Origin of the sequence: Pseudomonas sp. BNK-44-b (assembly GCF_047456245.1) — a bacterium.
Taxonomy (GTDB): Bacteria; Pseudomonadota; Gammaproteobacteria; order Pseudomonadales; family Pseudomonadaceae; genus Aquipseudomonas; species Aquipseudomonas machongensis.
This window is the reverse complement of the sequence record NZ_CP179908.1, coordinates 2,252,163-2,270,924: the sequence shown is the minus strand read 5'-3', so window position 1 is coordinate 2,270,924 and position 18,762 is coordinate 2,252,163. Positions and strand designations below refer to the sequence as shown.

15 protein-coding genes are annotated in these 18,762 nt (G+C 64.1%); 9 read left to right on the top strand and 6 right to left on the bottom strand.

Going from position 1 to position 18,762, the window contains the following annotated elements; all coding sequences use genetic code 11:
- Positions 1 to 321: 321 nt before the first annotated feature.
- From ACMGGG_RS10285 to ACMGGG_RS10275, 3 genes are read right to left on the bottom strand one after another with little or no spacing between them, the layout of a single operon-like run.
- A complete protein-coding gene (locus ACMGGG_RS10285; protein ID WP_414155411.1) occupies positions 322 to 1,737 on the bottom strand; it encodes an aspartate ammonia-lyase in 1,416 nt (471 codons plus the stop codon).
- Complete coding sequence (locus tag ACMGGG_RS10280) at positions 1,724 to 2,713, bottom strand: LysR family transcriptional regulator (RefSeq protein WP_054891300.1); 990 nt, start codon at positions 2,711 to 2,713, stop codon at positions 1,724 to 1,726. The genes ACMGGG_RS10285 and ACMGGG_RS10280 overlap by 14 nt, the downstream gene beginning before the upstream one ends.
- 22 nt (positions 2,714 to 2,735) lie before the next feature.
- Positions 2,736 to 4,088, bottom strand: a complete 1,353-nt coding sequence (locus ACMGGG_RS10275; protein ID WP_065862813.1) for an MFS transporter — start codon at positions 4,086 to 4,088, stop codon at positions 2,736 to 2,738.
- Between the two features lie 268 nt (positions 4,089 to 4,356).
- On the opposite strand from ACMGGG_RS10275, the gene ACMGGG_RS10270 reads away from it, so the two are divergent.
- Entirely contained in the window at positions 4,357 to 4,674 is a 318-nt protein-coding gene (locus ACMGGG_RS10270; protein ID WP_054891299.1) for a DUF2388 domain-containing protein, read from the top strand.
- Positions 4,675 to 4,755: 81 nt separating this feature from the next.
- Here ACMGGG_RS10270 and ACMGGG_RS10265 read toward each other — a convergent pair whose 3' ends face one another.
- Positions 4,756 to 5,574 (bottom strand): AraC family transcriptional regulator, encoded by an 819-nt coding sequence (locus tag ACMGGG_RS10265; protein ID WP_063544809.1) that lies wholly within the window; start codon positions 5,572 to 5,574, stop codon positions 4,756 to 4,758.
- A gap of 124 nt (positions 5,575 to 5,698) precedes the next feature.
- On the opposite strand from ACMGGG_RS10265, the gene ACMGGG_RS10260 reads away from it, so the two are divergent.
- The 5 genes from ACMGGG_RS10260 to ACMGGG_RS10240 all read left to right on the top strand — a co-directional run bounded on the left by ACMGGG_RS10260 (position 5,699) and on the right by ACMGGG_RS10240 (position 13,434).
- Positions 5,699 to 6,217, top strand: coding sequence for a carboxymuconolactone decarboxylase family protein (locus ACMGGG_RS10260; RefSeq protein WP_054891297.1), 519 nt, complete (start codon positions 5,699 to 5,701; stop codon positions 6,215 to 6,217).
- A 166-nt stretch (positions 6,218 to 6,383) separates the two neighbouring features.
- Complete coding sequence (locus ACMGGG_RS10255) at positions 6,384 to 7,397, top strand: zinc-binding alcohol dehydrogenase family protein (RefSeq protein ID WP_414160018.1); 1,014 nt, start codon at positions 6,384 to 6,386, stop codon at positions 7,395 to 7,397.
- A 191-nt stretch (positions 7,398 to 7,588) separates the two neighbouring features.
- Complete coding sequence (mexE, locus tag ACMGGG_RS10250) at positions 7,589 to 8,830, top strand: multidrug efflux RND transporter periplasmic adaptor subunit MexE (RefSeq protein ID WP_065862810.1); 1,242 nt, start codon at positions 7,589 to 7,591, stop codon at positions 8,828 to 8,830.
- Between the two features lie 12 nt (positions 8,831 to 8,842).
- Complete coding sequence (locus tag ACMGGG_RS10245) at positions 8,843 to 12,022, top strand: efflux RND transporter permease subunit (RefSeq protein WP_112898166.1); 3,180 nt, start codon at positions 8,843 to 8,845, stop codon at positions 12,020 to 12,022.
- Entirely contained in the window at positions 12,019 to 13,434 is a 1,416-nt protein-coding gene (locus ACMGGG_RS10240) for an efflux transporter outer membrane subunit (RefSeq protein WP_054891293.1), read from the top strand. The genes ACMGGG_RS10245 and ACMGGG_RS10240 overlap by 4 nt, the downstream gene beginning before the upstream one ends.
- Positions 13,435 to 13,554: 120 nt before the next feature.
- Here ACMGGG_RS10240 and ACMGGG_RS10235 read toward each other — a convergent pair whose 3' ends face one another.
- The gene (locus ACMGGG_RS10235; RefSeq protein ID WP_063544805.1) at positions 13,555 to 14,103 is read right to left on the bottom strand and encodes a TetR/AcrR family transcriptional regulator; all 549 of its coding nucleotides are present in this window, start codon (positions 14,101 to 14,103) and stop codon (positions 13,555 to 13,557) included.
- 185 nt (positions 14,104 to 14,288) lie between these two features.
- Here ACMGGG_RS10235 and leuC point away from each other — a divergent pair, with 185 nt between their 5' ends.
- The 3 genes from leuC to ACMGGG_RS10220 all read left to right on the top strand — a co-directional run bounded on the left by leuC (position 14,289) and on the right by ACMGGG_RS10220 (position 17,736).
- Entirely contained in the window at positions 14,289 to 15,713 is a 1,425-nt protein-coding gene (gene leuC, locus ACMGGG_RS10230) for a 3-isopropylmalate dehydratase large subunit (protein WP_414155409.1), read from the top strand.
- A 3-nt stretch (positions 15,714 to 15,716) separates the two neighbouring features.
- A complete protein-coding gene (leuD, locus tag ACMGGG_RS10225) occupies positions 15,717 to 16,325 on the top strand; it encodes a 3-isopropylmalate dehydratase small subunit (RefSeq protein ID WP_414155408.1) in 609 nt (202 codons plus the stop codon).
- An 82-nt stretch (positions 16,326 to 16,407) separates the two neighbouring features.
- The gene (locus ACMGGG_RS10220; RefSeq protein WP_414155407.1) at positions 16,408 to 17,736 is read left to right on the top strand and encodes a 2-hydroxycarboxylate transporter family protein; all 1,329 of its coding nucleotides are present in this window, start codon (positions 16,408 to 16,410) and stop codon (positions 17,734 to 17,736) included.
- A gap of 32 nt (positions 17,737 to 17,768) precedes the next feature.
- Here the strand turns inward: ACMGGG_RS10220 and ACMGGG_RS10215 are convergent, their stop codons facing one another.
- Positions 17,769 to 18,683 (bottom strand): LysR substrate-binding domain-containing protein, encoded by a 915-nt coding sequence (locus ACMGGG_RS10215; RefSeq protein ID WP_054891288.1) that lies wholly within the window; start codon positions 18,681 to 18,683, stop codon positions 17,769 to 17,771.
- Positions 18,684 to 18,762 lie beyond the last annotated feature (79 nt).

The window sequence follows — 18,762 nt, the reverse complement described above, 5'->3', positions numbered from 1 at the left end:
GTTATTGCAGTTGTTGTGCCAAGGCACTGAATACACTATTTCAGCGATTCGCTTGTTGGAGGACGGGCTATTTGTGCAACCCGCTGTTCAATAAACAACAGTTCAAGGCCACACCAGGAACTTCAGCTGTGATTCGGGTATTTCGATATAACGACCGCTGTTCGAAACTCAACAACCGGTCAACAGAAGTTCTCTGGGAACACACAACGTTCAATCCTTCGCGCGCTGTATTGGGCGTTCCGGCGCTTTCGCGGGCAATCGAGGCGCCAAACCGCCGCACTGCAGCAGGTGGTGACCTGTCTGCAGGGGCGGGTTCATCAATCAACGCTGCTCGAACACCGGATACGACGCCTGCTCGATCGCTACCATGGCCTGCGCCTCGGTCATCACACCGGACTCGGCCAGGATCGCCAGCAGCGAGCGCCCTTCACGCACCGACTGACGCGCCAGCTTGCTGACCTGGGCATAACCCAGGCGCGGCACCAGGGCCGTCGCCACCGCCATCGAATCGGTCAAATGCGCCAGGTTGCGAGCTTCGTCAGCCTGGATGCCGGCCACGCACTTCTCACGAAAACGCTGGATGCCCTGAGTGAGCAAGGTGATGCTGTCGAACACTCGCGAGGCCACCACCGGCTCGAAATGGTTGATCTCGAGCTCGCCGTACTGCACTGCCTGAGCCACTGCCACATCGTTGCCAATGATCGCGAAGCTCAGCTGGATCATCGCCATCGGCAGCACCGGATTGACCTTGCCGGGCATGATCGAGGAGCCGGCCTGGGCTTCGGGCAGCTTGAGTTCGCCCATGCCGCCCACCGGCCCCGACGACAGCTTGGTCAGGTCGGCGGCGATCTTCGCCAGCGAGGTGGCGCAGGTACGCAGCTCGCCAGATACGCGGCCGAACACATCCATGTTCTGCATCGCATCGAAGGGGTTGGCTGGCGACTGGTAGGCGACACCGGTAATCGTCACCAGATGCCGGTAGACCGCCGCGCGGTAAGCCTTCGGCGCGCCGAAACCGGTGCCGATGGCGGTGCCGCCCAAAGGCAGTGTGTGCAGCTTTTCACGCACGGCGACCAGTTCGTCGGCCAGGCGGTGAGTCAGCGCGGCGTACCCCCCGAACAACTGCCCCAGGCGCATGGGCTGGGCGTCCTGCAGGCAGGTGCGGCCCAAGTGAAGGATATCGGCGAACTCCAGCGCCTTGGCATCGAACACCTGGGCCAGCAGGCGTACCTGCTCGATCAGCCCGGCAAGCATGGCGTGGGTGGCGATCTTCAACGCTGCCGGGTACACGTCGTTGGTGGACTGCGAGATGTTGACGTGGTCGTTGGGGTGCACCACCTCGTAGCTGCCCGGCGCATGGCCGAGGAACTGCTGGGCGCGGTTGGCGATGACTTCGTTGAAGTTCATGTTGGTCGAGGTGCCGCCTGAGCCTTCCAGCAGATCGACGATCAGCGAGTCGTCACATGCACCGGCGATCACCGCCTGGCAGGCTTGGGCAATGGCGTCGGCCTGGGCCTGGGCGATCACCCCGCATTCATGGTTGGCCAGCGCTGCGGCCCACTTGCACTGGGCAAAGGCATCGCGAAAGGCCGGGTAATGGGCGATGCTCAGCGGCGACACGCTCAGGTTGTCGAAGCCGCGCAGCGAATTCACGCCATAGAGCTTGTCGGCAGCAATGCGCACTTCGCCCACATAATCCTGCTCGACGCGTGCATCGAGGCGATCAAAAGTACTCACGGGTATTTCCCTCATCGAATTTGACTAATGCCTCGACGCCCTTGCCCAGCGCCGCCAGGCGCGGCAGGAAGCCATCGAGGATGACAGCACGCGCCGACTCGCAGGCATCTGCGAAGAAGGCACCGTATTCGTTGCGCCGCGCCACCAGGTAGAGCGAGCGCTCCAGGCTCAGCTCAGGGGTCAGGTGCGCGGTGACGTTGTCGACCCAGGGCATGGCCTGCAGAAAGCACATCGGGCTGGTCACCGCCCAGCCGATGCCTTCGGCGACCATCGCGGTCAGGGCGTCGGCGTTGTCCAGTTCCAGGCGGTTGGGCACCCGCACATTGAGGCCGCGCAGGTGCCGCTCGATCTGCAGGCCGACCTGCGACAGGCGATTGAAACGCACCACCGGCAGCACATTGGCCAGCGCCCGCACATCGTCGAGGCTGTGCAGCGCTCGCCCCAGCGCCTTGGGCGTAATCACGAAATAGCGCTCGGTGAACAAGCGATAGCGGATCACGTCGTTGGCATCCATCAGCGGATCGCTGGTGACGATCAGGTCCAGGTCGCGGCGCAGCAACGACTCGCCCTGCTGCGGGCTGAGGCCGGTACGCACCGACAACTGCGTGACCTGGCCAAGCATCTGCCGGGTGAACATCGAGCCACAGGTAGCGGCGAAGGAATCGACCAGGCCAATGCGCAGGTCGGGTTTGACCCCGCGCCCGGCATCGAGCACCTGCGCCTTGAGGTTGGACAGCTCCTCGCTGAGCAGCGCGCCTCGGTTGCGCAGGGCCAGGCCGAACGTAGTCAGGGTCAGCGGCCGCGTGGTGCGGTCCACCAGCACCACGCCAAGATCGTCCTCCAGCTGGCGTACCAGCTGCGATACCCCGGATTGGGAGATGCCCATGCGACTGGCCGCACCGGACATGCTGCCCTCCTCGGCCACAGCGATGAACACCTGGACCGCGTACATGTCGATGAGTCTGTTGCCAGGCATGCTCAAGCTCCCGTGTGGGTGATCAATGGGCGTTCAACGGCCGCTCTTCAGGTTTGCCGTCGCCCTCCTCCGGCGTGACCGCCGCCAGGCGCTCCTGGCTGGTTTCCGGGGCGAACAGGTGGCAGAACACACCGCCGAACAGCAGCACCCCGACGCACACGCCCAGCGCCGTGTGCACCCCCAGATGCTGCACGGCGATCGGCAACAGGAAGGTGGCGAACGCCGAGCCGAAGCGGCTGGCGGCCACGGCCAGGCCGATGCCCGAAGCACGCAGGTGGGTGGGGAACAGCTCCGGCGGGTAGACGAACTCCAGGTTGACCGCTGCCGCCAGCACGCACGCGAAGAAGCCGAACGCAATGATGGTGCCCAGCGCCCCGAAGTTCGCCCAGGCCAGTACGGCCAGGCCCACGGCGCTCAGGTAGAAGGTGCCGATCAGGAAGCTGCGGCGCGAAATGCGGTCGATGATCAGCAGGCCGAACAGAGCGCCCAGCATCAGCAACACGTTGTAGACCAGCCCGCCGACGAACTTGTCCTGCACGTTCAATGCTTCGAGCACACGCGGCGAGAAGGTGCCCAGGGCGAAGAAGGGAATCACCTGGCAGGTGTAGAACACGCAACCGACCAGCGTGTTCTTGCGCCAGCGGCGGCTGAACAGCTCGCTGAAGCTGCCGCGTTGCTGCGCCGCTGCCGGTGGCGCGACGGGCAAGGTCACGTGCGCACCGAACTTGGCCTGGACGATGGCCAGCGCCTCGGCACTGCGACCGCGCGCCATCAGCCAGATCGGCGATTCCGGCACACCCAGGCGCAACGGCAGGATCAACAAGGCCGGCACACCGCTCAAAGCCAGCATCAGGCGCCAGGCGTCCGGGCCGATATCACGGATGGCGAAGCCCACCAGGTACGCGGCGACGTAACCTGCGGCCCAGGCGGCGGCCAGTACACTCAGTAAACGCCCGCGATAACGGCGTGGGGCGAACTCGGTGACCAGCGACTTGCTCACCACATAGTCGAACCCCAGCACCAGCCCGAGCAGCAGGCGCAGGGCCAGAAGTTGCTCGGGCGAAGTAACGAAGAACTGCGAAGCTGAAATAACCGCGAACAGCAACATGTCCCAGGCAAAGATACGGCGCCTGCCGAACTTATCGGCCAAAGGCCCTGCAAACAAACTGCCGAGAAACAGACCGGCCAGTGACGCCGCGCCGAGCAAACCCATCCATAGCGCATTCAATTGCAACGGCCCCGCCGCCATGCTGACGGCAATGCCGATAATCCCTAGCACGAATCCGTCACTGAATTGACCGCCCGTACCACTGAACACCGTCTTGATATGAAAACGGCTGAGTGGGAGGTCTTCGAACGAAACTTGGCTACTCATTCGTGTCTCCACTTGCTTCTTGTAGTTGTGAGCCGGCTCGGGTGGCCGGTTACGAATAAGTCTACGGTCACAACTTCAGCAAAACAGCAGGTGCGCTGACAGTATCAAGAATGCTGATAGTGTAAGCCGCAATTGTTGATGAAGTCGGGCGGCCGATATGCGGTCGCTCGTCTGGCAATTGCTCGCAGGGGGAACTCTGGCCAATGGCCGCACCTCTTAATTGCATGCACGAGATCCCTTGGGCTGTGATGCTTCTGGAGGACTGATCATGCGTTATTCACTGCTTGTTCCGGCACTGCTGCTGTGCATTCCCGCAGGGTCCGCCCTGGCCCGTGTCGACGCGGGCGATGTGGCCACCTCGGCAGGGGTTTCTGCTTCGCTCTACTCCACATTCAAGGATGACAAACGGATCATTCCGGCGCGCGACGAGCTGTCTGCGTTCGTGGCCAGTGGCGGTGCGATTCGCGGGGCGTATGTGGAGTCGGCGCTGGAGCAGGTACGCCAGAGCCATCCAGGATTGCAGGCCAGTGATGAAGAACTGGCCAAGGCGCTGTTGTCGCAGGATGAGGTTGTCGCGGATCATTGATGACTGTGGTGTTCTTTTCGCGGGCAAGTCGCAGCGGCGGTTCACAGCTGCGACGTGCCCGCGAAAAGAATACCCATGATCTCAGGCTTCTCCACGCCACTGCGAAGGGCTCACCCCGGTCTTGCGCCTGAACACTCTCGCCAGCGCCGAAGGGCTCTGGTACCCCACCTCATCCGCCACCAGCGCCAGCGGCCTGCCCTCGCGGATACGCTTCTGCGCAAGCCCGATGCGCCAATCTGCCAGGTAATCCCCCGGGGTACTGCCCACCACCGCGCGAAAGTGCGCGGCAAAGCTCGCCCGCGACATCCCCGCCAACGATGCCAGCGCCTCCACGCTCCAGTTGTGCGCAGGGGCGTCATGCATCGCCACCAGCGCCCGCGACAGGCGCTTGTCGGCCAGCCCGGCCAACATGCCTGAAGCCATCTGGCCATCGCCGAGCAACTGTCGCAACAGCTGGATCACCATCAGCTCGAACAACCGGTTGAGCACCAGTTCGCGTCCGCAATCATCGCCGAAGGCTTCGGTGAACAGCCAGTCGCTGCTGGCCTGCAACCCGGTCAGGGCGCTCAGCGGGCTGACCAGCGCGTCCGGCAATGCACGGGTCAGCGGATTGTCCGGGCCACCGGTGAACGCCAAGGTGGCGCAGACCAGTTCGGCATTGTCCGACTCGCTGGCCAGCAGTTGGTGGGTCTGCGGACGTATCAGCAAAATCAGGCTGGGTTCTTCCAGCACCTGCTCGTGCCCGGCCGGGCCTCTGAAGCGCAGGCGCCCGGCGCGCAGCAGATGCACATGACCACTGCGCTGCTCGCCATCGAAACGCGAGAGGCCGCAGAAGCCGCCCTGATGGAACGTCGAGGCGTTGAAGTCGAAATGGTTGAGCAGCGTGGCGAGGCGGTCCATGGCAGATCCATATTTAGACGATCAGTCGCATAAACTGGACGATATGAACCCGAAAGGCAATTCCTGCTGGGTAATCTGTACCCAAGCTTGAACAGCAAGCTCCCACTCAGACAGGAGATTCACCATGACTCGCATTGCCGCCCTGACCATCGAACAAGCCCCTGAAGCCGCCCGCCCAGCCCTGCAAGGCGTGGAAAAAGGCCTGGGCTTCCTGCCCAACGCCTTCGCCACCATGGCCCACTCCCCAGCCGCACTCAACGGCTACATGGCCTTGGCCCAGGCCATGGGCAAGAACAGCCTGACCCCGGCCGAACGCGAGGTCGTGGCCCTGGCGGCATCCCAGGTCAATGGGTGTGAGTACTGCGTGGCTGCGCACAGCTTCTTCGGCGGTAAGTCGGGGCTGAGCGAGGCTGATATCCAGGCAGCACGCGCCGGCACCCTGAATCCGGTAGCCGTGCTTGCCCGCGCGGTGACGCTGAATCGCGGCCAGGTGCCCGACGGTGTGCTGGCCGAGGTACGCGCCGGAGGGTTGGACAATGCGCGGATCGTCGATGTGATTGCCCAGGTGACGCTGCTGACCTTGACCAACTACCTGAACAATGTGGCGCGGACCGAAGTGGACTTCCCACCACGCGGTGCCTGATCGGCCAAGAGCAGCAGCCCTCTCGCGGGACAAGCCGCGAGGGGGCTGCTCTGTCAGCGCACACTTTCAAAGAAAAGCCGAAAGTCTAACTTCCATAACGATGTTTTTCAGCCAAACCACGTTAGCTAAGGTATTCCCATCGCCCATCGATACCCAAGGAACCCCCATGAAAGCCATCGTCTTCACCGAACATGGTCTGCCCATCGACAGCGCCCAAGCCCTGTTCGACAGCGAACTGCCCCACCCCACCCCAGGCCCACGCGACCTGCTGGTGGAGGTCCAGGCCATTTCAGTCAACCCGGTCGACACCAAGATCCGCGCCGGCGCCGGCAAGACGGCCCCGCGGGTGCTGGGTTGGGATGCGGTCGGGACCGTCCGTGAAATCGGCACCGAAGTCACCCTGTTCCAGCCCGGTGACCAGGTCTATTACGCCGGAGCCATCGATCGCCCCGGCAGCAACAGCCAATTGCACCTGGTCGACGAACGCATCGTCGGCCACAAGCCACGCAGCCTGGACAACGCCAGCGCCGCAGCATTGCCGCTGACCTCGATCACCGCCTGGGAATTGCTGTTCGACCGATTGGGTGTCGTTGAAAACGCAGGCCACGGCCAGAGCTTGCTGATCATCGGCGCGGCTGGTGGCGTGGGTTCGATCCTGCTTCAATTGGCACGCCAGCTCACCGGCCTCACCGTGATCGGCACCGCCTCTCGCCCCGAAACCCGTCAGTGGGTGAGCGAGCTGGGCGCGCACCATGTGATCGACCACAGCCAGCCGCTGGTCGAGCAACTGAACGCCATCGGCTACCCCGAGGTCGACCTGGTGATCAGCCTGACCCACACCGACAGTCACTTTGCGCAACTGATCGCGGCGCTGCGCCCGCAGGGCAAGCTGGCGCTGATCGACGATCCGGCCAGCCTCGACGTGGTGCCGCTCAAGCGCAAGTCGCTGTCGCTGCACTGGGAACTGATGTTCACCCGTTCGCTCTATCAGACCAGCGACATGATCAAGCAGCACGAGTTGCTGGAGCGGGTGGCGAAGCTGATCGACGATGGTGTGCTCAAGACCACGCTGGGTGAGCATTTCGGCACCATCAATGCCGCCAACCTGCGCCGAGCCCACGCGCTGATCGAAAGTGGCCGGGCCAAGGGCAAGATCGTGCTGGAGGGGTTCGGGGACTGATTTCAGTCATGCGGTGAGGGGGTCGCGAGCACGTCGCAACGCCGCTGCCCCCCACTGCCACATGTGTCGCCATCGATAAACAGGCTCGACATATCATTCCGCGTGATAATGACCTTCGCGCCATTCGATTCGTTCCTGTAACGCAACACACTCATGATCCGCCCACTATCAATACAGTGGCGGAGTTCTCCATGGAATATTCATTCAAGGCCCTGCGCTATCCCCTCGCTGCCCTGGCAGTGGCGGTGATCAGCGCTTGCGGTAAAACCCCCGACGCCATGCAGGCTCCCGCCGCCCCCAAGGTGAGCGTGGCCAAGGTGATCGAGCAGCCGATCAACGAATGGGATGAGTTCACCGGACGCCTGGAAGCCCCGGAAACCGTGGAAGTCCGCCCGCGCGTCTCCGGCCAGATCGACCTGGTGGCCTTCACCGAAGGCGCTCAGGTCAAGAAAGGCGACCTGCTGTTCCAGATCGACCCGCGCCCGTTCCAGGCTGAAGTCCGTCGCCTCGAAGCCCAATTGCAACAGGCCAAGGCCACCGCCATCCGCAGCGCCAACGAAGCCCGCCGTGGCGAGCGCCTGCGCGACAGCAACGCCATCTCCGCCGAGCTTGCCGAATCGCGCACCAGCGCCGCCGCCGAGGCCCGCGCCGGGGTGGATGCGATCCAGGCCCAGCTCGACCTGGCCCGCCTGAACCTGAGCTTCACCCGCGTCACCTCGCCGATCAGTGGCCGCGTCAGCCGTGCCGACTTCACCGCTGGCAATATCGTCACCGCCGACGTCACCCCGCTGACCAGCGTGGTCTCCACCGACAAGGTCTACGCCTACTTCGACGCCGACGAGCGCGTGTACCTCAAGTACACCCAGCTTGCCCGCCAGGGCCAGCGCGGCCAGACCACCCCGGTGTACCTGGGCCTGACCAACGAGACCGGCAACCCGCACCTGGGCCAGATGAACTTCGTCGACAACCAGGTCAACCCGCGCACCGGCACCATCCGTGGTCGCGCCGTGTTCGACAACCGCGATGGCCAATTCACCCCAGGCCTCTACGCCCGCCTCAAGCTGGTCGGCAGCGCCAAGTACGACGCCGTGCTGATCAATGACGAAGCGGTCGGCACCGACCTTGGCAAGAAGTTCGTGCTGGTCATGGACAAGGACAACAAGGCCGCCTACCGCGCGGTGGAACTGGGTCCGAAGCTCGAAGGCCTGCGTATCGTGCGCAGCGGCCTGAGCAAGGACGACCGCATCGTGGTCAAGGGCCTGCAGCGTGTGCGCCCAGGCTCGCCGGTCACCCCGGAGGAAACCCCGATGGCCAGTGAAGAAACCCTCGCCACCCTCGCCCGTCAGCGCCAGGCGCTGGAAGCCAGCAATCCGGCACCGGCGGTGGCAGGTTCGAATGTGAAAGTCGCCAGTGCCCAGGCACCGCGCGGTTAAGGGACAACATCGATGAACTTCTCGAAATTCTTCATCACCCGCCCGATCTTCGCCGCCGTGCTCTCGCTCGTGCTGCTGATCGCCGGTGGCATCTCGCTGTTCCAGTTGCCGATCAGCGAATACCCTGAAGTGGTGCCACCGACCGTGGTCGTGCGCGCCAACTTCCCGGGCGCCAACCCCAAGGTAATCGGCGAAACCGTCGCCGCACCGCTTGAACAAGCCATTACCGGTGTCGAGAACATGCTCTACATGTCCTCGCAGTCCACCGCCGATGGCAAGCTGACCCTGACCATCACCTTCGCCCTGGGCACCGACCTGGACAACGCGCAGGTGCAGGTACAGAACCGCGTGACCCGGACCCAGCCCAAGCTGCCCGAGGAAGTGACGCGCATCGGTATCACCGTCGACAAGGCCTCGCCCGACCTGACCATGGTCGTGCACCTGACCTCGCCGGACCAGCGCTACGACATGCTCTACCTGTCCAACTACGCCATCCTCAACATCAAGGATGAGCTGGCGCGCCTGGGTGGTGTCGGTGACGTGCAGCTGTTCGGCATGGGCGACTACTCCCTGCGTGTGTGGCTGGACCCGAACAAGACCGCCTCGCGCAACCTGACTGCCAGCGACGTGGTCGCGGCGATCCGCGAACAGAACCGCCAGGTCGCTGCCGGTCAGTTGGGCGCACCGCCCGCCCCCGGCTCGACCAGCTTCCAGTTGTCGATCAACACCCAGGGCCGTCTGGTCAGCGAGGAAGAGTTCGAGAACATCATCATCCGCGCCGGCGCCGACGGCGAGATCACCCGCCTGAAAGACATTGCACGCGTCGAGCTGGGCTCCAGCCAGTACGCCCTCCGCTCGCTGCTGAACAACCAGCCGGCGGTAGCGATCCCGATCTTCCAGCGCCCTGGCTCCAACGCCATCGAGATCTCCGACGAAGTGCGGGCGAAGATGGCCGAGTTGAAGAAGGACTTCCCGGAAGGGATGGACTACAGCATCGTCTATGACCCGACCGTGTTCGTCCGCGGCTCGATCGAAGCGGTAGTGCACACCCTGTTCGAAGCCCTGGTGCTGGTCGTGCTGGTCGTGATCCTGTTCCTGCAGACCTGGCGCGCCTCGATCATCCCGCTGATGGCCGTACCGGTCTCGCTGATCGGTACCTTCGCGGTGATGCATCTGTTTGGCTTCTCGCTCAACGCCTTGTCGCTATTCGGCCTGGTCCTGGCGATCGGGATCGTGGTGGACGACGCGATCGTCGTGGTGGAGAACGTCGAGCGCAACATCGGCCTGGGCCTGCAGCCCATGGAGGCCACGCAAAAAGCCATGAGCGAGGTGACCGGCCCGATCATCGCCACCGCCCTGGTACTGTGCGCGGTATTCGTACCGGCGGCGTTCATTTCCGGCCTTACCGGGCAGTTCTACAAACAGTTCGCCCTGACCATCGCCATCTCGACCGTGATCTCGGCGTTCAACTCGCTGACCCTGTCGCCGGCCCTGGCCGCGGTACTGCTCAAGGACCACCACGCGCCCAAGGACCGTTTCTCGCGGTTCCTGGAAAAACTGCTGGGCAGCTGGCTGTTCACGCCGTTCAACCGCTTCTTCGACCGTGCCAGCAACAGCTACGTCGGTGGCGTACGCCGGGTCATTCGTTCCAGCGGCATCGCCCTGTTCGTGTATGCCGGCCTGATGGGCCTGACCTACCTGGGCTTCTCGTCCACCCCGACCGGCTTCGTCCCGGCGCAGGACAAGCAATACCTGGTGGCTTTCGCCCAGTTGCCTGACGCCGCAAGCCTCGACCGCACGGAGGCAGTGATCAAGCGCATGAGCGAAATCGCCCTCAAGCAACCCGGCGTTGCCGACTCGGTGGCCTTCCCGGGCCTGTCGATCAACGGCTTCACCAACAGCCCCAACAGCGGCATCGTGTTCACCCCGCTCAAGCCGTTCGATGAGCGCAAGGACCCGAGCCAGTCGGCACAAGCCATCGCCGCAGCGCTGAACGCGCAGTTCGCCGATATCCAGGACGCCTACATCGCGATCTTCCCACCGCCGCCGGTACAGGGGCTGGGCACCATTGGCGGCTTCCGCCTGCAGATCGAGGACCGCGGCAACCTGGGCTACGAGGCGCTGTACAAGGAAACCCAGAACGTCATCGCCAAGAGCCGCAGCGTGCCTGAGCTCGCCGGGTTGTTCACCAGCTACCAGGTCAACGTGCCGCAGGTCGATGCTGCCATCGACCGGGAAAAGGCCAAGACCCATGGCGTGGCGATCACCGACATCTTCGACACCCTGCAGGTCTACCTGGGCTCGCTGTACACCAACGACTTCAACCGCTTTGGCCGGACCTACCAAGTCAACGTCCAGGCTGAACAGCAGTTCCGTCTCGACGCCGAGCAGATTGGCCAGTTGAAGGTGCGCAACAACCTGGGCGAGATGATCCCGCTGGCGACCTTCCTCAAGGTCAGCGACACCTCCGGTCCCGACCGCGTGATGCACTACAACGGTTTCATCACCGCCGAAATCAACGGTGCCGCAGCCCCAGGCTACAGCTCTGGCCAGGCCGAGGCGGCGATCGAGAAGCTGCTGAAGGAGGAACTGCCCAACGGCATGACCTACGAGTGGACCGACCTGACCTACCAGCAGATCCTCTCGGGCAACACCGCGCTGTTCGTGTTCCCGCTCTGCGTACTGCTGGCCTTCCTGGTGCTGGCTGCCCAGTACGAAAGCTGGAGCCTGCCACTGGCGGTAATCCTGATCGTACCGATGACTCTGCTGTCGGCCATCACCGGCGTGATCATCTCCGGGGGTGACAACAACATCTTCACCCAGATCGGCCTGATCGTACTGGTGGGCCTGGCGTGCAAGAACGCGATCCTCATCGTCGAGTTCGCCAAGGACAAGCAGGCCGAGGGCCTGGACCCACTGGCCGCCGTGCTGGAAGCCTGCCGCCTGCGTCTGCGTCCGATTCTGATGACCTCGATCGCCTTCATCATGGGTGTAGTGCCGCTGGTGTTCTCCTCCGGTGCCGGTGCCGAGATGCGTCATGCCATGGGCGTGGCGGTGTTCTCGGGGATGATCGGGGTGACCGTGTTCGGCCTGTTCCTGACGCCGGTGTTCTTCAACCTGATCCGCCGTCACGTCGAACGTCGCCAGGCCCGCAAGGCCGAGCGAGTGCAAGCGCTGGAGAATCATGCATGAACCTGCTCAAACCCCTGACTCCTAGCCTTCTGGCGCTGGCCCTGGCGGCCTGCGCGGTAGGCCCGGACTACAAGACCCCAGACACCCAGCCTGCGCGTTTCGATACCGAAACGCCGGCCAAGGCCCTGGACCGCAGCCGCTTCGAGAGCAGCTGGTGGAAGCAGTTCGACGACCCGACCCTGAACCAGCTGGTGCAGGCATCGCTGCAGGGCAACCGTGACCTGCGCGTGGCCTTCGCCCGCCTCAAGGCCGCACGCTCGATCCGCGAGGACGTCTCCAACGACGACCTGCCGGTGGTCACCAGCCGTGCCAGCAGCGACATCGGCAAGGGCCAGGTACCCGGCCAGACCGATCGCCGAGTCAACACCGAGCGCTATGACCTGGGCCTGGACATGGCCTGGGAGGTCGACCTGTTCGGCCGCATCCAGCGTCAGATCGAGGCCAGCAAGGCTCAGGAGGACGCCGCCGAAGCCGACCTGCAACAACTGCAGGTCAGCCTGATCGCCGAGCTGGTCGATGCCTACGGTCAGCTGCGTGGCGCCCAGTTGCGCGAAAAGATCGCCCTGGCCAACCTCAAGACCCAGCAAGACTCGCGCAGCATCACCGTGACCCTGCGCGACACCGGGGTCGGCAACGAGCTGGATGTGGTGCGTGCCGATGCCCGCCTGGCGGCGGTCGAGGCCACCGTGCCGCAACTGCAGGCCGAGCAGGTGCGGGCACGCAACCGTATCGCCACCCTGCTGGGTGAGCGCCCGGACGCACTGAGCGTGGACCTGTCGCCCAAGCAACTGCCTGCAATCGCCAAGGCGCTGCCGGTGGGTGATCCGGGTGAACTGCTGCGCCGCCGCCCCGACATCCGCAGCGCCGAGCGTCAACTCGCCGCCGCCACCGCCAATGTGGGCGTCGCCACCGCCGACCTGTTCCCACGGGTCAGCCTGAGCGGCTTCCTGGGCTTCACCGCTGGGCGTGGCTCGCAGATCGGTTCGTCCGCTGCCAATGCCTGGGCACTGGGCCCGACCATCAGCTGGGCCGCCTTCGACCTGGGCAGCGTGCGTGCCCGCTTGCGCGGCGCCAAGGCCGACGCCGAAGGCGCGCTGGCGACCTATGAGCAACAGGTACTGCTGGCACTGGAAGAGTCCTCCAATGCGTTCAGCGATTACGGCAAGCGCCAGCAGCGCCTGCTGTCGCTGATCCGCCAGAGCGATGCCAGCGGCAAGGCGGCAGAACTGGCCTCGGTGCGCTACCGCGAAGGCACGGTGGATTACCTGGTGTTGCTCGATGCCGAGCGCGAAAAGCTTGCCGCCGAAGATGCCCAGGCCCAGGGCGAAGTCGAGCTGTATCGCGGCATCGTCTCGATCTACAAGGCCTTGGGTGGCGGCTGGCAGCCAGACACCGTGGCCAGCGTGAAGTAACCCTCACGCGACCCGTTGCAACGACTCCTTTGGTTGGTCCCTCCCCCAACCCTTTGCCCCGCCGACCTTGGTCCGCGGGGCTTTTTTTTGCAGCCCTGGCCGTGCGCACCGGCGTCAGGCTCATGACACCGCACGGATCAATGCCAGGATGTCGTCCCGACTTACCACCGTGCGGCTCAGCGCATTGTGAATGGTGAAGCCTTCGATCAGCGCATCCAGCGCCCGCGCGGTCTTCTCGTCGAAATGCACCTGCAACGCCGCCCGCGAGCGGGCCATCCAGTCGTCCATGATGTAGGTGTAGTCGGGGTGGCGCGAGACGAAGGCATAGAGTTCGAAGATCAGCAGCATCTGCCCGGAAGCTTTCCACAGCTCGCCACAGATCAGGTCGGCCAGCAGTTCGCGGGCATGCTCGGCATCACGCGCATCGCCCAGGCGGGTGAAGTACTGATCGGCGATGCGGTTGGTCATCTTGACGAAGGCTGCCGCGACGATCTCTTGGATGGTGCTGAAGTGGTAGGTCATGGTCCCTGGCGAAACCCCGGCCTCGCTGGCGATGCGCCGGTAGGTGGCGCACACCGAACCGTCGCGCTGGATCACCCGCAATGCGGCATCGATGATCTGTGCCTTGACGTCGCTGTCGCTGCTGTCCTGTTTTCGCGGCCTTGCCATGGTGGTCTCTTGAGGTGGGTTCGCTGCAGAGCATACCAGCCAGGACGCTCGCCCGGCATGCTGCACGATTCGTGCAGCACAGCATTACGTTGGCTGCGTTGTTCCACGATTCGAACGGAATAAGCTGGACCCAGGCGCTTACCGTGACGCCTACGCCCATGACCATTCGATCGCGAGTGACAGCCATGCATCGCCCCAGAACCCTCTACGACAAACACCTCGACGCCCACACCGTCTGCACCCTGGACGACCACGGCCATGTGCTGCTGTACATCGACCGCCAAGTCGCCAACGAATACACCAGCCCCCAGGCCTTCAGCGGCCTGCGCGAAGCCGGGCGGCAGGTCTGGCGCCCGGCCTGTACGCTGGCGGTGGTCGACCACGTCAACCCCACCGCCCCCGAGCGCATCGCCACCATGCCTGACGCTGGCGGCGCACTGCAGGTCTCCTACTTCGAGCAGAACTGCCGCGACTTCGGCATCGAACTGTTCGATGTGCTGGACAAGCGCCAAGGCATCGAGCACGTGGTGGCGCCCGAGCAAGGTTTCATCCTGCCCGGCATGGTGGTCGCGGCCGGCGACAGCCACACCACCACCTACGGCGCGCTGGGCGCCTTCGGTTTCGGCATCGGCACCTCGGAGATCGAGCACCTGCTGGCCACCCAGACCCTGGTCTACAAGCGCCTGAAGACCCTGCGCGTCACGGTGACCGGCGAACTGGGCGCAGGCCTGGTCTCCAAGGACATCATCATGCAACTGATCCGCCGCATCGGTGCCTCCGGTGCGACCGGCTATGCCATCGAGTTCACCGGCCCGACCATCAGCGCCCTCAGCGTCGAGGCGCGCATGACCATCTGCAACATGGCCGTGGAAGCCGGTGCCCGAGGTGCCTTCATGGCGCCCGACCAGAAGGTCTACGACTACCTTGCCGACAAGCCCCGCGCGCCCAAGGGCGAACTCTGGGAGCAGGCAGTGCAGCGCTGGCGCGACACGCTGTTCAGCGACCCGGGCGCGCAGTTCGATCTTGAGGTTGCCCTCGATGTCGGCGAGCTGGCGCCCATGGTGACCTGGGGCACCAGCCCCGACCAGGCCGCCCCTATCGACCAGCAGGTGCCCGACCCGCTGCACGAACCTGACCTGATCCGCCGCCAGGACCTGCAACGCGCCTTGCGCTACATGGACCTGACACCCGGCATGCAGCTTGACCAGATCCCCATCAGCCATGCCTTCATCGGCTCGTGCACCAACGCCCGCATCGAAGATCTGCGCGATGCCGCCCGCGTGGTGCGCGGACGCCAGGTCGCGGCAGGGGTGCGCGCAATGATCGTGCCCGGCTCCACCCAGGTGCGCGAACAGGCCGAGCGCGAGGGCCTGGCGCAGCTGTTCGTCGATGCCGGTTTCGAATGGCGCCAGTCGGGCTGCTCCATGTGCCTGGCAATGAATGACGACGTACTCAGCCCCGGTGACCGCTGCGCGTCGAGCACCAACCGCAACTTCGAGGGCCGCCAGGGCGCCGGTGCACGTACGCACCTGATGAGCCCAGCGATGGTCGCCGCCGCAGCCGTCAGCGGCCACCTGGTCGATGTCCGCACTTTTTCCCTGGAGGCCTGAGCCATGCAACCCTTCCTCACCGAAACGGGCATCGCCGCCCCATTCCTGGCCGCCAACGTCGACACCGACGTGATCATGCCCAAGCAGTTTCTCAAGGGCATCGATCGCAATGGCTTGGACCGTGGGGTGTTCTTCGACCTGCGCTTTGCCGCGGGCGGCGCGCCGAACCCTGAGTTCGTGCTCAACCAGGCACCCTGGCAGGACGCGCGCTTTCTGGTGGTCGGCCCCAACTTCGGCTGCGGCTCGAGCCGCGAACACGCGGTATGGGGCCTCAAGCAACTGGGGATCCGCGCGTTGATCGGCAGCAGCTTTGCCGGAATTTTCTTCGACAACTGCCAGCGCAACGGCGTGCTGCTGATCCAGCTCGAGGAGGCCCAAGTCAAAGAGATCGGGCAATGGGTCAGCGAGCCCGGCAGCGCTGAACTGAGCATCGACCTGGAGCGACAACGGATCGCGCTGCACGACGGTCGCAGCATCAACTTTGAGATCGATCAGTTGCGCAAGCAGGCGTTGCTGCTGGGGCTCGATGCCATCGGCAGCACGCTGCAACGTACCGAACAGATCCGCGCCTTCGAAGCACGGCATCTGCAGGCTAATCCGTGGCTGGCCTGAGCCGCCAGGGACGACACAAGCCCGCCCGGACACGGGCGGCGCTTCACGGCTCCTCGTACAACAACAAATAGAGGACATGCACATGAACAAGACTCTGGCGCCCAGCGCCGAACACACGCCCGTCCAGCGCCGGCTCAACGCGCTGCTCACCTACCCGATCGGTGTGATTCCCCTGCCCTATTTCATCGGCATCGCCCTGATCGTGTTCTGCTCGGCACACTTCGGTTACCTGCCCAAGACCATGATCGGCGGCCTGGCGGTGATCATGACCATGGGCGTGTTCTTCGGCCAGCTCGGCCAGCGCCTGCCACTGCTCAAGGAAATTGGTGGCGGTGCGATCCTCTGCCTGCTGTTGCCCTCGGTGCTGGTGTTCCATGGTTTCTTCGGCAGTGCCACGCTGGATGCGACGAAGATGCTGATGAAGGATGCCAACTTCCTTTATTTCGTCATCGCAAGCCTGGTGGTGGGCAGCATTCTGGGCATGAACCGCTTCATCCTGGTCCAGGGCATGATGCGCATGTTCGTGCCGCTGGTGGCCGGCACCCTGGCGGCGATCGCGGCGGGAATACTGGTGGGCGTGCTGTTCGGCTATTCGGTCCACCACACCTTCTTCTACATCATCGTGCCGATCATCGGCGGCGGCATCGGCGAAGGCATCCTGCCCTTGTCGCTGGCCTATGCACACATTCTCGGCGGCAGCCCCGAGCAGTACGTTGCGCAACTGGTGCCAGCAGCCGTGGTGGGCAACATCGTCGCGATCATCTGCGCCGGCGCCCTCGCGCGCCTGGCCGGCAAGCGCCCGCAGCTCAGCGGTGACGGCATGCTGATCCGCGCTCGCGAAGAAAACGACAAGTTCAAGGAGCAGGCCGACGACGAGGCCATCGACTTCCGCTACATGGGCGCTGGTGTGCTGCTGATCTGTACCTTCTTCGTCCTCGGCGGCCTGCTGGAGAAGCTGGTGCACATTCCGGGGCCGGTGATGATGATCGTGGTCGCGGTCCTGTTCAAATACCTGCGCGTACTGCCCACGCACCTGGAAAAAGGCAGCAAGCAGTTCTACAAGCTAGTGTCGACAGCCTTCATCTGGCCGGTGATGATCGGCCTGGGCATGCTCTATGTACCCCTGGAAAGCGTGATGGGCGTGTTCTCCATCGGCTATGTACTGGTCTGTGCCTCAGTGGTACTGGCCATGACCCTGGCAGGATTCCTGATCGGCAATCTGCTGAACATGTATCCGGTCGAGTCGGCCATCGTCACCTGCTGCCACAGTGGGCTGGGCGGCACCGGCGATGTGGCGATTCTTTCGGCGTGCAACCGCATGGGCTTGATGCCCTTCGCGCAGATCTCCACGCGCCTGGGCGGCGCCGCGACGGTGATCGGCGCAACCCTGCTGCTGGGCCTGTTCAACTGAACGCAACAGGGGCCACCCCGTGGCCCCTGGCTTCACCCCAGCAACACCTTGAAGTGCCGCTCGAGAAACTCCACGCACACGCGCAGTTTCGCCGAGTCCGCCAGGCGCGTCGGGTACACCGCCCAGACGTTGGCACTCTGGGTGTAGTCGTGCAGCACCTGCACCAGCCGACCGCTCTCCAGCAGTGGCCGTACATCCCAGTACGAACGCAGCAGGATGCCCCGCCCGCCCAGCGCCCACTGCAGAACGATCTCACCATTGTTCGACGATAGCGGCCCGCTGACCCGCACCGTTTCTTCGCGACCGGCATGCTGCAACTGCCACACACCGAACGGGTTGTTGCGCTCCTTGAGCACCAGGCAGTCGTGATTGTCGAGATCCTTGAGGCTCAGCGGCGTACCACGCTGGGCAAGGTATTCGGGCGTGGCGCACAGCACCCGCTGGTTGCTCGCAAGCTTGCGCCCGATGTGCTGTGCCGGCAGGTCGTCGCCGATACGGATTTCAAGGTCGAAGCCTTCGGCAACGATATCCACCACGCGGTCGAACACGTCCAGGCGAATCTCCAGGGCCGGATACGCCGCCGACAACTGCGCCACCGCAGGTGCGACATGGTTGCGGCCGAAGCCGAAGCTGCTGCACAGGTGCAGCACACCGCGCGGCTCCTGGCGTACCTGTTTCATCTCGCCGACGAAGTCGTCCATGTCGCCGAGAATGCGGATGGCCCAGCGCTGGGCACGCTCTCCGGCGTCGGTGAGGGCAATGCTGCGGGCGTTGCGGTGCAGCAGCCGCGTGCCCAGCGCCACCTCCAGCAAGCGGATGCGCTTGCTGACATAGGCTGGCGACAAGCCCAGTTCGTCCGCCGCCGCTGCAAAACCTGACTTGCGGATCACCGTAAGGAAGACCCGCAGGTCTTCCGGCAGCGGCGATTCGGCACGAGGTGTGTTCATTGGAGGGGCTCCCGAAGCGATTGATTCACGCTTCGGGCATGATGCCAGCCCTACCGGTTAGCGACAATCGATCCGATCG